12 protein-coding genes and 1 pseudogene are annotated in these 12,453 nt (G+C 67.9%); 3 read left to right on the forward strand and 10 right to left on the reverse strand.

Annotation, left to right across the window (positions count from 1 at the left end):
• Window positions 1-56: 56 nt before the first annotated feature.
• Complete coding sequence (locus tag L593_RS08055) at window positions 57-644, reverse strand: hypothetical protein (protein WP_020446455.1); 588 nt, start codon at window positions 642-644, stop codon at window positions 57-59.
• Between the two features lie 117 nt (window positions 645-761).
• Between L593_RS08055 and L593_RS08060 the strand changes: the two genes are divergently transcribed.
• Window positions 762-1,208: a hypothetical protein gene (locus L593_RS08060; protein WP_020446456.1), complete on the forward strand. Its 447-nt coding sequence runs from the start codon at window positions 762-764 to the stop codon at window positions 1,206-1,208.
• 20 nt (window positions 1,209-1,228) lie between these two features.
• Here the strand turns inward: L593_RS08060 and L593_RS08065 are convergent, their stop codons facing one another.
• The 5 genes from L593_RS08065 to L593_RS08080 all read right to left on the reverse strand — a co-directional run bounded on the left by L593_RS08065 (window position 1,229) and on the right by L593_RS08080 (window position 4,790).
• Window positions 1,229-1,447 carry a hypothetical protein gene (locus L593_RS08065; RefSeq protein WP_020446457.1) on the reverse strand — a complete coding sequence of 73 codons (219 nt, stop codon included), beginning with the start codon at window positions 1,445-1,447 and terminating at the stop codon, window positions 1,229-1,231.
• A gap of 92 nt (window positions 1,448-1,539) precedes the next feature.
• Window positions 1,540-1,692 carry a hypothetical protein gene (locus tag L593_RS15970; RefSeq protein WP_020446458.1) on the reverse strand — a complete coding sequence of 51 codons (153 nt, stop codon included), beginning with the start codon at window positions 1,690-1,692 and terminating at the stop codon, window positions 1,540-1,542.
• 117 nt (window positions 1,693-1,809) lie between these two features.
• On the reverse strand, window positions 1,810-2,940 hold the full coding sequence (locus L593_RS08070; protein ID WP_020446459.1) for an ORC1-type DNA replication protein: 1,131 nt from the start codon (window positions 2,938-2,940) through the stop codon (window positions 1,810-1,812).
• A gap of 202 nt (window positions 2,941-3,142) precedes the next feature.
• On the reverse strand, window positions 3,143-4,348 hold the full coding sequence (locus tag L593_RS08075; protein ID WP_020446460.1) for a CARDB domain-containing protein: 1,206 nt from the start codon (window positions 4,346-4,348) through the stop codon (window positions 3,143-3,145).
• 76 nt (window positions 4,349-4,424) lie between these two features.
• Window positions 4,425-4,790, reverse strand: coding sequence for a hypothetical protein (locus L593_RS08080; RefSeq protein WP_187292605.1), 366 nt, complete (start codon window positions 4,788-4,790; stop codon window positions 4,425-4,427).
• 350 nt (window positions 4,791-5,140) lie between these two features.
• Here L593_RS08080 and L593_RS08085 point away from each other — a divergent pair, with 350 nt between their 5' ends.
• Window positions 5,141-5,683 (forward strand): hypothetical protein, encoded by a 543-nt coding sequence (locus tag L593_RS08085; protein WP_020446462.1) that lies wholly within the window; start codon window positions 5,141-5,143, stop codon window positions 5,681-5,683.
• Window positions 5,684-5,780: 97 nt separating this feature from the next.
• The gene (locus L593_RS08090; RefSeq protein WP_049893984.1) at window positions 5,781-6,797 is read left to right on the forward strand and encodes a hypothetical protein; all 1,017 of its coding nucleotides are present in this window, start codon (window positions 5,781-5,783) and stop codon (window positions 6,795-6,797) included.
• Between the two features lie 36 nt (window positions 6,798-6,833).
• Here L593_RS08090 and L593_RS08095 read toward each other — a convergent pair whose 3' ends face one another.
• The 4 genes and pseudogenes from L593_RS08095 to leuS form a co-directional block, all read right to left on the reverse strand.
• The gene (locus L593_RS08095; protein WP_020446464.1) at window positions 6,834-7,886 is read right to left on the reverse strand and encodes a hypothetical protein; all 1,053 of its coding nucleotides are present in this window, start codon (window positions 7,884-7,886) and stop codon (window positions 6,834-6,836) included.
• Between the two features lie 175 nt (window positions 7,887-8,061).
• Window positions 8,062-8,565, reverse strand: a complete 504-nt coding sequence (locus L593_RS16290; protein ID WP_394296465.1) for an RNA-binding domain-containing protein — start codon at window positions 8,563-8,565, stop codon at window positions 8,062-8,064.
• A gap of 12 nt (window positions 8,566-8,577) precedes the next feature.
• Window positions 8,578-9,147, reverse strand: a pseudogene (locus L593_RS16155) (AAA family ATPase); the annotation flags it as partial.
• Between the two features lie 109 nt (window positions 9,148-9,256).
• Complete coding sequence (gene leuS / locus L593_RS08105; protein WP_020446466.1) at window positions 9,257-11,995, reverse strand: leucine--tRNA ligase; 2,739 nt, start codon at window positions 11,993-11,995, stop codon at window positions 9,257-9,259.
• Window positions 11,996-12,453 lie beyond the last annotated feature (458 nt).

The following is a 12,453-nucleotide window of genomic DNA, read 5'->3' on the forward strand; positions in this document are numbered from 1 at the left end:
GGAGCAGTCGGTCTCGTTCCGCGTGTCGCCTGATCTCGGCCCGCGTGACCCGACGATCAGGCCCGCCGCTCGATGACGCGCTTCGCGGCGGTCGCCTTCTCCTTCCAGCCGTAGCCCTGCTCGTACACGTGGCGCTTGTCCTCGACGAGCGTGGCGGGGGAGTCCTCTTCGAAGCCACCGCGGGCCCAGGCGCCGCTCTCCTCGAGCCACTCGACGACGCGCTCTTTCGTCTCGTCCCAGGAGAGCCCGACCATCTCGTAGTACGCGATCATCGCGAAGACGGCGTTGTCGTGACAGCCCGGCACCGAGCCCTGCTCGTAGACCGTCCGCAGCGGCTCGTGGGTCGGGGTCGAGATGGCCTCCGTGCGCTCCTCGGGCGTCAGCAGCTCCAGGGCGTCCCCGTCCTCGCGCACCCGGTGCTCGCGGCGTAGCCGGTCGAGCGCGCCGTCGTGCAGCGGCGTCCACTCGCCCGGGGCCGATCGCCGGAGCTCCGTGGCGGGCCGCGGCCCCGTCGAGAGCACGGCCAGCACGTCGGCGTAGGCGCGCTCGATCTCCGAGCGCGAGCGGCCGCCGAAGGAGCAGTCCGGATCGTGCAGGTCCGTATTGGACCGGCAGTCCGGACACGGGTACGCGAAGTGCGACACTGGCAGCCCTTTCGGCTCCGATCGCTTAGCGGTGACGGTCGGATCGATGCTGTCGCCGACGATCTCTCCGCATCCCGCTTCGCCACCGTTTTGCGCGCTGCGTGCCCACCGCCGTCCATGGACCGCGTTCGTTCCGAGACTCTCCAGACGATCGACGCCAGCCTCGTCGGCCACGGCGCGATCGACCGCCCGGCGATCGAACTTCCGGACGACGTGGACACCGGCACGGACGGCGACGTGCCCGCCGGCGAGGTCGTCCGACTCGTCCTCGACGGCGACACCCGGCACTGCCGGTTCGAAGCCTACGGCGGCGGCACCCGCGCGACCGGCGTCTTCGACACGCCAGACCTCGTCCGCTCGCCCGGCGACGGCGAGAACCGACTCCGCGAGTGGATCGACGAGCACGGGCTCTCCGTCGGTCGGACCGTCCACCTCGACGTGATCGAGGCTGGCTTTTCCTACGGGCTCCGGGCGCCGGGTGACTCGGCAGTGTACGACGCGCCCGCCTCCTCGCCCGACGACTCGCTGGCGTCGATCGCCGAGCAACTGGACGGCGGCGAGTAGTTCGCGCGGTTCGGTCAGCGCTACTCGGCGGTCGCGACGTGCTGCGCGACGACGCGCTCGTAGCCCAGCAGGTAGACGCCGGCGTAGAGGAGCAACATGCCGAGCACCGCGAACCAGGTGCCGGTGCTCATCTCGCCTCCGGCGAAGCTGAGGACGCTCTGGAGTTCGACGAACAGTCCCGCGAGGGTGAACGCGACGGCCGCGAGCAGCGAGCCGGCGAGTTCGACGACGGAGTGCATTACCCGTTACAGGGGTCCATCCAGTATCACCGTTTCGGACGCGCCGCGGCGCTCCCTGCGACCGCGGCGTGGTATCTGGCCGCCGGCCCCGCTCAGGCGAGATGGTCGGCCACGTCCTCGATCGACCCGCGACAGTAGGGGCATCGATAGCTCGTCGAGAAGCCCCCGGACTCCGTTACCGTGTTCGCTTCGAGTTCGTGCATCGCGATCTGGCGATCGCACTCCGGACACGCAACTTTCGGCACGTATCTGTCTACTCGACAACAGCTAAAAAGCCCCCGATCCGTGTGGTATGTTGTCGGTAAACAAGCGTATGCAGTCCGTCGGTTCGAAGCTGGTAGGCTGTCCTCGCGTCGGGCGCCTTAGCGTTCGAGCCGGTCGAGCACGGCGTCGGCGTCGTAGGCCAGCGTGAGCTCGCGGGAGCGTCCCCGGCCCTCGAGATCGGCGTACTCTGCCTCGACGATGCCCAGCTCGTCGAGCTTGTTGACGATCTCGGAGTAACGGGTGTAGCCCAGGTCGGTGGCGTCGTGGAACGCCTCGTAGACGGCGCCGGCCTGCTCGCCGTCGTGCTCGGCGAGCACCTCGACGAGTTCGGCCTCCGAGTCCGAGAGCGTCCGGAGGCTGTGGGTGAGGTGGACGTACTTCGCGGCCTCGAAGGCCTCCTGCACGTCCTCGAGGATCACCTCGCGGCTGCCCCGCATCTCGGCGTTGAGGCCGGCACGGCGCAGGAGGTCCAGGCCGACCCGGACGTCGCCGCTCTGGGCGGTCAGGTCCGCGACGCGGTCGAGCACGTCCGGCCCGACGACGCCCTCGTTGAAGCCTCGCTCGACGCGCTCGCCCAATATGTCGACGAGCTCTGCCTGACCGTAGGTCGGGAAGTAGACCTTCTCGGGCCGGAACACGCTCTGGACGCGGCCGTCCAGCTCGTCGATCACGTCGAGGTCCGGATCCGAGGAGACGACGAACACGCCGATCTTCGCGCCGCCCTGCTCCTCGTGGGCCCGGAGCATCGAGTACAGCGTGTCCGAGGCCTCGTTCTCGTAGAACAGGTAGTTCACGTCGTCGAGCGCCACGACGAGGATCTCCTCGTTCTCGACGAGCCGTTCGGTGATCTGGCGAAACAGCTTCTTGAAGGAGACGCCCGAGGCCGGCGGTTCGTAGTCGAAGACGTGCTCGAAGAGTCGGGAGAAGACGGCGTAGCGGGTGTCGTTGACCTGGCAGTTCACCCGCACCGTCGAGACGTCCGCGGCGGCGCCCAGCTCGCCGAAGAGCTTGTGGATCGCCGTGGTCTTCCCGGTCCCTGGCGGGCCACGCACCAGCGCGTTCAGCGGCCGCGCGCCCCGCACCGCCGGGCGGAGCGCGTACTTCAGATTCTCGAGTTCGGACTCGCGGTGCGCGAACGTCTCTGGCACGTAGTCGATCTCGAAGACGCGCTCGTCACGGAACACCGTCTCGTCCCACGCGAGCATCCCCTCCTCGGGGTCCCCATCCATCACTTTCACCACGCTGCCCATCCGCCTTAAGCTTTCGGCGTCGCTGCCGGCGTCACCGCTCCCTCCCGCGATCTAGAAGGCACGAGAAACGCGGGGTTGTGGAGCGGAGCGCTCTATCGGACGCGGACGCTCTTTCGGACGACGACGTCCAGCCACCGAGGAACGGTCGGCCACCGAAGCACGCTCGGCCGCCGAGGAAGACTCAGTCGTCGAGGACCTGCCGCCGTCGTCGCGCCGCGACGAACGCGCCGCCGATCGTCGGCACCGTCGCCGCGCCGAGCAGCCAGCCGTACTCGCTACCGTACCGCCGCATCGAGGTCGTCGCCGAGTCCTCGACCCGGAGCGTTCCGGCTTCGGTCCCGCCGATCACGATTTCGTAGCCCCCGCGACGATCGAACGTCCGTTCGAATGACACCTGCACGGTCTCGCCGGGCCCGATTCGCACGGGCCGTTGCTCGACGACGACGCCGCCGACGGACAGCTCCGCCCGGAAGAACGCGGCCGCGCCGTCGTGGTTCGTGACGTTCGCGGTGATCGTCGTCGCGTCACCGGGCTGGATCACGCTCGGTGAGAGCGAGGCGTTCGCGACGCTGAAGCCACTCGCCTCGGCGCCGGCCGAGACCGTCACCGTGCCGGCATCCAGCCCGTCGACTGCAACCGCGAACTCGCCGGTCTGCTGGAACGTGCGATCGAAGCTGACGGTCTCGCTGCCGTCACCCGCCACAGTCACCGTCTGCTGGTCGACGACGGTCCCGTCGATCACGAGTTCGACCGTCCCGCTGGCCGTCGAATCGCCGCCGTTGACGACCGTCGCCGTCGCCGTCGCAGATTCGCCAACCGCGATCTCGGGGGGCGAGACGTCGGCGTCGACGACGGTCAGGTCGCCGTCGTCCTCCGGTGGCACGTAGAAGCCGCCACCGCCGCCGCCGGTCTGGCTCGGCTCCTCGGCGACGACTGTGAAGTTCCCGTCGTCGATCGCGCCGACGCTGTCGGCTCGAACGCCCACGGCGACGGATTGGCCGGGCTGGACGGTCCGGGATTCGTTCGCGTTTGCGGCAGGATCTCCGGCCCAGTAGAAGCCGACCCCCGGCGCGTCGTCCTCGATCCGGAGCGCCACCGGCGACGCTGCCGTGACGTTGATCACGAAGACGCTATCGGCGGTCGTGGTCGCGTTCCGATTCAGGTCGCCGAACGCCAGCTCGAGTTCGTCGTCGCCGTTCACGCTGGCGTACTGGCCGTTCGGACCAGTCGCCGGCGAGAGAGAAATGATCGAGCCGTTGGGCGTGTCGACCGTCGCCGCTGCGGTTCCGGGCCCGCCGTCAGCGCTGCCTGCCCCGCCGGCCAGCACGATCGCGGGCACCGCTACGAGCGCGAGTGCGCACGCGACCAGTGCGAGCCGGGAGTACATCTATCTGGAGTCGGTCTGCGTCGGTTTGCTGCCGGTACGTCGCCCAGGAAACGGGGAGCTACCCGCGGATCGCCGATTAGTTCTGCGCGACGATCGTGATCTCGTTGGGCGCCTCGGAGATGTCGCCGTTCGTGGTGTCGAAGACGACGTCGTAGGTGATCGAGCCGCCACCCGAGTTCAGGGGCGTGCTGCCGGTGGTTTCGAAGTACATCACACGCGACGTGTTACCGACCAACGAGTTTCCACTACCGTCCTCGATGGTGAGCGAATTGATCGTGGTCGACGCGTCGTTGTTCGTCACGACGAACGACGCGTCGTACCGCGTCGTCGCGTTCTGGTTCAGGTCCTGCTCGTTGAACTCGATCGTCTGGCCACCACCGGCGAGGCTGTCGTCCGTGATGTTGAGACCGAGCTGGGCGCTCGCGTCGCCCTGCGTGCTCACGTCGACGCTACGCTGTGCTTCCACTTGCGTAAATGCGCCAGTACCGAACAGTGCGCCGCCCGCGATCGTCAGTACGCCCAGGATAACCAGGACGTTTCGTCGAGTTGCTTGCATGGTTGGATCGTATTTGGGTTGTCACACGCGGTCCGTGGTCGCTCCCCCGGTCCACGCAGTGTAGCCTGACCATACTACCCCTCCCCCTTCGTATTGAGCCGCTTGAACGGCTACAAGGTGGGCTTGATACCGCCGCATTGCAGCCAAAATCGTGGAAAGCACTGCTTGAATCCCGCCGCCCTCTCCGGATCGGGCCGGAACTACTTTGTGTCGGGCAAGCTTCCCCTGAAACCACAGTGGCCACGAGCGAGGCCGGCGCGAACGGCCCGGATCGGGACGAGGTGTTCGACCTGCTCTCGAACCACCGACGGCGCTACACGCTGCACTACTGCAAGCAGGCAGAGGAGCCAGTGACGACGTCGGACCTCGCCGAGACGGTCGCGGCCTGGGAACTCGACAAGGAGGTGAACGAACTCTCCTCCGACGAGCGCAAGCGCGTCTACACCTCCCTCCAGCAAACGCACCTGCCGACGCTCGCCGACGCGGGGATGATCACCTACGAGGACCACGAGGTCGAACTCACCGACGACGCCCGGAAGCTCGAGGTCTACATGGACATCGTTCCCGAGGGCGAGATTCCCTGGGGGATCTACTATCTCGGCCTGTCGGCGGTCGGCTTCGCGGTGCTCGGCGGCGTCTGGGCCGATATTCTGCCCAGCGATGGGGTTTCTGCGATCGGCTGGGCAGGCATCGTCGTCGGCCTCTTTGCGGTGTCGGCGGCGGCACACACCTACACGAGTCGGCGGCATCGACTCGGCGACCGCGAGCGGCCACCCTGAGAGGTTCTCGACGGTTCCGTCGCTTCACGGGTCCGCACGACGAGGGGCAGGAACACGTAAGCGTCTGGGTATCACATGGATAGCTGGTGGGAGTGCTGTGCGGATACGCCGGTTGCGAAGCCTCGGGCTCGCCCTGATCGTGCTCGGAGCCGCGGTGCTCGTCGCGCCGACGCTCGGGTTCGACTCGATCGACGCCGAGCGGCGCGTCTCCGCGGACGCTGCAGCGAATCCGAACGCCCAGCTCGGGCTCCAGCAGGCGTACGACGGCACCCAGATCCAGTACGTCGACGGCATTTTCGGCGACACGGTCGTCAACGCGACCGTCGCAAACGTCACGAACCGCGTGGGGAATCCGCTGACCGTCGACGCGCGAGTGGCGTCGATCGACTGGAGCGGCGGGAGCGACGCCGTCCTCGAGGTCAGCAACGACGGCGACTTCTCGGGACAGCTCGCCACGAACGGCACCGTCCCGATTCGGCTCGGCTGTAGCCAGCAGGTATCGGGAACGGCTACGGACGCGACCGTCGGGATCACGGTCGACGGAAGCGGTGATCCAGTATCGGTTCAGGGAGCCACCATCGCCGTCCAGAACGTCGCGTTCAACTGCGACGGCGCGGGGGCCGGCGACGGCGATCCGCCTGACGACCCGATCCCGATTACGGATCCCCGAATCGATCTGCAGGTGGTCGGCCAACCGGCCGCGACTCAGGGATTCTTCGGTGCAAACAGCGTCGTTACGTATGACCTCGAGAACACGGGCGACGACCCTGTCGCCGTGACCGGCATACACATCGCCGATGCTTCTGCCGGAAGTCGGGTCAGGCGCGGCGGCGACGAACTCACGATCCCAGCAAGCTCTACCGGGAATCTCGACCAAACTGACGGCCTCAGCATCGGTGCTAACGCTCCACAGTACGACCTCGACCAGAACGCGACGATCGCGGGCGGGCAGACCGCAGGCGTCGAACTCGGGCAGTTCCGCGCGGGGAGTTACTTTTGGCAGCAGGTCGATATGCGCGGCGAGTCGGTCACGGTCGTGCTCATGGTCGAGGGACTGAACGTCTCGGGCCGCGAGGATCCCGTGCCGGTGGAGATGACGCTCTCGGTGCAGTGATCTGAAGTCCGACCGGGCTGGCGAGGGCAGAACCGCTCAGGGCCAGCTAGCGGAACTGGAACTCCCCGAGACGTGGGTGATCGAGCCCGAATCGACGGTGATGCCGCTGTCGTTGACCACGGCGACGGTGATCTCGTAGGTATCGCCCTGCGTCCCGCCGGCGGAGTAGGAGACGCTGCCCGTCGGCGCGCTGGTGTCCGTCTTCGTGTCGGTCGCCCAGCTGTTGTCCCGGTTCTCGAACGTGACCCTGACCTCCTGGAAGTTCGTGAGGTTGGACACCTCGTAGTCGAGGTCGAAGTCGGTCGAGTTCCGCCTGGTCGTATCCTGGAGGCTGAACGAATCGAGCTCAGGGCTGTTCGGGCCACCGAGGTCGTCGTTCCCGCTCGGATTCGAGCCGTCGGCGACGTCGGTAACCGTCTCGGAGAGGACGATCGAGCCCGAGGTGTCGTAGACGTCGATGGTGATGTCGTAGGTGTCGCCCATCGCACCGCCTTCGGAGTACGAGACCGATCCCTCGGGCGTCGTCGCGGTGCTCGACCCCGACGCCCAGTTGTTGTCTCTGCTCACGAACGACACCTCGACGCGATCGAAGTCCGAGACGCCGTTCACGTCGAACTGGACCGTGTACTGGGCCGTGTTGTTCCGGGACTGGTCGGCGACGTGCCGGAGGAGCTGTGGCCCGGCCTCGACGTCCACCGTGCGGGTCAGCGAGACGGAGAAGTCGCCGCCGTCGGTGGCGCTTACGGTGAACGGGAGCGCGTCGGTGCCAGTGGGGCTGTCAGCGGCGACGTCGACGGTGATCGTCGTCGACGCGCCGCTCGCGATCGTGGCCGTGCTCGGCGAGACGCTCCCCTGGCTGGGATCGTCGAGCGAGATCGTCACGTCGAGGACGGCGTCGATGTTGTTCGTCAGCGTGACGAGGTCCTGCCCATCGGTGCCCGTCTGCACGGACGCGACTGGATCGACGCCGAGGAGCGCGTTCCGGTCGCCCGCAGTCTGCACGGCGGTGCCCCTCGTGGCGTCGGTCTGTGAGAAGGCCTGCGTGCCACCGAGGACCGACACGCCCCCGAGGCTCAGCAGTCCTCCCACCAGGAACCGACGCCGCGAGACTCCGCCCCGCGATCGACTCGGTCGTCGCCGTCCCATGCGTTGCTATCCGTTCGGTAACAGAGACTAGCTGCAGGTAAGTAAATGACGGCCGACAGGTCAGCACCGGTAGGCGGTCGCCGTCCGAGAGGATCGTCCACCGTTCGATGGGCACCGATCACTCCGAACCCACTGGCCGACCGTCCTCCGTTCGCGGCGCGACGTGATCGACGTAGGCCTCGACGCTGGGCTCGTCCACGCGGACGCGGACGTGCAGCTCGCCCACCTCGTCGGGCTGGCCGACGGCGAAGTTCACCAGCCCCTCGAAGGCGGCCTGCTTCTTGAGGTCGAAACTGACCGTGTCGCCGCGACGGTTCGCAAAGAACTGATCGCGAGCGGTGTCGAGGATCTCCCGCTCGTGGAGCAGTTCGGAGAAGCGCTCCATCGAGTGGGCGGTGCCGGCGAGTTCACCCTCGCGATGCTCGATTTCGGCCTCGGGGAAGAGGTTGTGGATGGCGTCGGCGACCCGGTCGGTCACCTCCGTCGGGTACACCGGCGCGGTGACCTCGACGTCGACCTTGTAGACGGCGCCGTCGGTCGGGGACGTTCCGTCGTCGGTGGGTGACCTCCCGCCGTCAGTCGTGGCGTCGTCGTCGGTCTCGGTGCCCCCTTCGTCAATCACGGTGGTGCCGTCCCCCGATCCGGCGGCAGCCCCCAGATCGCCGTCGATCTCGGTCTCGATCACGTCGCGGATCCGCTCCTGGAACGCCTCGAGGCTCTCGGTGTTCTCGATGCGGACGTCGGCGCGTTCCATCGCCTCGCCCATCCCGAATCCGAGTTCGCGTTCGTCGCGGTCCTCGAGGGATTCACCGTCGAGGTTGTCTCGGCCGCGCTCGGTGAGTCGATCCTTCCGAACTTCGAATGGCGCCTCGATCGAGACGAGCACGAAGTCCTCGCCGAAGGCCTCCTCGAACTGGTCGACCTCGACGCCGCTGCGCACGCCGTCGACGAGGACCACGTCCTCGTCCTGCAGGTGCGCCTCGATCTGCGGGAGTGACGCCTCCGCGATCGCGCCTGGGCCGTTCTCCTCTCGGAGCGCCTGTGCGACCGCCCCGTGGTGCTCTGCGGGGTCGAGCCCCCGGTCGCGACACGCCTGCCGGATCACGTCGCCCATCGTGACGACCGGGATGCCGAGGTCCTCGGCCTGGGTGGCCGCCTCCCCTTTGCCGCTGCCCGGGAGGCCGACCGTCGCGATAACCGTCATTACTCCGCCCGTAGCGCGCTGGCGTTCTTACGGCTTGTTATCTGGCGAGGCGATCGGGGCTTTCGGAGGGAGCGTCCCTCACGACGACTCCAACGACACCGTTCGACCGCTACTCCTCGATGTGGATCGCGGGCCGACCGGGTTCGGCCTTCGACGCGAGGTCGTCGTCGGCGTCCGCCGCCGACAGGATCTCCACGTCGGCACCGAACTCGTCGCGCAGCAGCCACGCGGCCCGCTCCAGCGCGGCCAGTTCGCCCTCGGGCGAGAGCTGTTCGTCGATGGCCTCGGCGTTGCCGGCGAGGTCCTTCGCGAAGTCGGCGGCCTCGTTGCCGTGGCGCTGGAGGTCCTCGTCGCTCATCACGGCGCCGACGACGTCGCCGTCTGCGTTCGTGGCGATCTCGATGGCGTCGTGCTTCCACTGGGGCGCGACGGCCACCTCGATCCGCTGGGGATCCTCGATGTCGGCGACGTCGACGATGTCCCGGACGTCCTCGCGGGTGTTCTCGACGAGTCGAGCCTCGATCTCGTAGTCCGCCGGGGGCTCGGCGTCCGGCCAGGAAGCCTCGGCGAGCAGGCCGTCCCGATCGAGCAGCGACCAGATCTCCTCGGTGACGTGGGGCGCGACGGGGCCGAGGATGCGCGCGACCGTGTCGATCCCGCGCTCGATCGGCTCCTGGGTGGCGTCGTCGCGGTCGGCGTACCGGCGCAGCAGGGAGACGAGTTCCCGCGTCGACTGCAGGGCGTGGTTGAATCGGAACGCCTCGTACTCCTCGGTGGCGGTGGCGACGGTCGCGTCGGTCTCTCGCTCGACGTACGCAGCGACGCCCTCGCCATCGCCGTCGGCGCTATCCTCGAAGGCGCCCTCCTCGACGCGGGTCGCCAGGTCGTAGACGCCCTGAAGGTACTGGTGGGCGGACTCGACGCCCTCGGGGCTCCAGGCGAACTCCTTCTGGGGCTGGGCGGCCTCCATCGTGAACAGCCGGGCGGTGTCGGCGCCGTACTCGTCGATCATCCGCTGGGGCGAGACGCCGTTCCCACGGCTCTTGGACATCTTGTTGCCGTCCTCGCCGAGCACCATTCCCTGGTTCGTCAGGTTGGTGAAGGGCTCGCGCGTGCCCGACAGCAGGTCCATATCGTCGAGCATCTTCGTGAAGAAGCGGGCGTACAGCAGGTGCATGACGGCGTGCTCGATGCCGCCGACGTACTGGTCGACGGGCATCCAGTCGCTGGCCCGGTCGTGGTCGAAGGGCGCGTCGTCGAGGTCCGGCGAGCAGTAGCGCAGGAAGTACCACGAGGAGTCGACGAACGTGTCCATCGTGTCCGTCTCGCGGACGGCGTCGCCGCCACACTCCGGACAGTCGACGTGCTTCCAGTCCTCCGCGGCGTCCAGCGGATTGCCGGTGGTGTGGACGAACTCCGGCAGCTCGACGGGCAGGTCGTCTTCGGGGACCGGAACGTACCCGCAGTCCTCGCAGTCGATCATCGGGATCGGCGTGCCCCAGTAGCGCTGCCGGGAGATCAGCCAGTCGCGCAGGCGGAACTCGACCCGGTGCTCGCCGTCGAACACGTCGACGAACTCCTCGCGAGCCGCCGCGCTCTCCAGGCCGTCGTACTCGCCGGAGTTGATCAGGATTCCATCCGGCGTGTAGGCCGCTTCCTGCACGTCGATGGATTCCGGATCCGCATCGGCGTCCGCCGCGGGCTCCACGACCTGCTGGATCGGAATCTCGTGTTCCTCCGCGAACGCGTGGTCGCGGTCGTCGTGGGCCGGGACCGCGTAGAGCGCGCCGGTGCCGACGTCCTCGAGGACGTAGTCCGCGACGTAGACCGGGATCTCCTCGCCCGTCGCGGGGTTCGTCGCGAACTCACCGGTGAAGGCGCCGGAGGTCTCCGGCAGCTCCTCGTCGTCGCCCAGCGCCTCGGCGCGTTCGACGTACTCGGCGACCTCCGGGTACTCCTCGGGGTTCTCTGCCATCCGCTGGGCGACCTCGTGGCCGGGGCTCATCGCGAAGAAGGTCGCGCCGTGGATCGTGTCCAGCCGGGTGGTGAAGATCTCGACCGAATCGCCGGTCGTCAGCTCGAACTCGACCGAGTCGCCCTCCTGGCGCCCGATCCAGTTGCGCTGCATCTCGCGGACGTTGTTCGGCCAGCCGTCGAGGTCGTCCAGCGCTTCGAGCAGCTCGTCGGCGTAGTCCGTGATCGTAAACACCCACTGGTCCAGTTCGCGGGTCTCGACGACGGAGTCACAGCGCCAGCAGATCCCCTCGCCGGTGACGCCGCCCTCGCCGCTGCCGGCGTCGCCGTCGGGCGTCTCGACCTGCTCGTCGGCGAGCACGGTTTCACAGGAGGGACACCAGTTGATCTCCTCGGCGCGGCGGTCGACCAGCCCCTCCTCGCGGAAGCGCTGGAAGAACCACTGGTTCCAGCGGTAGTAGTCCGGGTCGCAGGTCGTGACTTCCCGCTCCCAGTCGTACCCGAAGCCCATCCGGTTCAACTGCTCCTTCATCGAGTCGATGCAGGACAGCGTCCAGTCCCGCGGGTTCGTGTCCCGCTCCTCCGCGGCGTTCTCCGCGGGCAGGCCGAAGGAGTCCCAGCCCATCGGGTGGAGGACCGACTCGCCGCGCATCCGCTCGAAGCGGGCGTAGGCGTCCGTGATCGTGTAGTTCCGCACGTGGCCCATGTGCAGGTTCCCCGACGTGTAGGGGAACATCGCCAGCACGTACTCGGGGTCCGTCTCGTCGTCCTCGATGCGGAACACGTCGGCGTCGTCCCAGGCCGCCTGCCACGCAGGTTCGATCTCGCGATGGTCGAACCGGCGCTCCTGTGGCTCCGGCTCTCCGGTGGTCATGGCCCAGTCTCGGGGTTGGGCGGTGCTATAGCTTTTCATTCTGTGGCTAGGGATGGCAGGGAGGGATCGTGGAGGGGTAACTGAATATTCCGCCTACGGATTCCGGGAGATCTCCGATCTCCCGACGTCGCGGCTTGCGCCGCGACAGCCCCCTCCCGCTCGCGCCCGCTGACTCGCTGTGGTCCTCGGCTCGCTGACGCTCGCCTGCGGTCCTTGCGTCGTCAGCGAACGCGACCGGTCGGCCCCTTCCGGAGCCCCGCCCATTGTGTTTGGGTAGTATCGCGAATCTCCGGTGGACCCCCTCGGCGCGCGCTGAGCGATGGCCGCGAGCCCCCCGCGGGCGAGCGGCCAATCGCCGACACCGTGCGAGGGCCGAGCGATGCTGGACCGGAGGTCCAGCAAGTCTGAGGCTTCGCCTCAGGCAACGCAGCGAGCGTCAGCGACGCGAGTAGCGCAGA

Origin of the sequence: Salinarchaeum sp. Harcht-Bsk1 (assembly GCF_000403645.1) — an archaeon.
Lineage (GTDB): Archaea > Halobacteriota > Halobacteria > Halobacteriales > Salinarchaeaceae > Salinarchaeum.

Bases quoted from the DNA above. Each gene is read 5' to 3' on its own strand.
- L593_RS08060 (WP_020446456.1), top strand. From the start codon at position 762: ATGGACCGCGTTCGTTCCGAGACTCTCCAGACGATCGACGCCAGCCTC.
- L593_RS08065 (WP_020446457.1), bottom strand. From the start codon at position 1,447: ATGCACTCCGTCGTCGAACTCGCCGGCTCGCTGCTCGCGGCCGTCGCG.
- L593_RS08070 (WP_020446459.1), bottom strand. From the start codon at position 2,940: ATGGATGGGGACCCCGAGGAGGGGATGCTCGCGTGGGACGAGACGGTG.
- L593_RS08075 (WP_020446460.1), bottom strand. From the start codon at position 4,348: ATGTACTCCCGGCTCGCACTGGTCGCGTGCGCACTCGCGCTCGTAGCG.
- leuS (WP_020446466.1), bottom strand. From the start codon at position 11,995: ATGACCACCGGAGAGCCGGAGCCACAGGAGCGCCGGTTCGACCATCGC.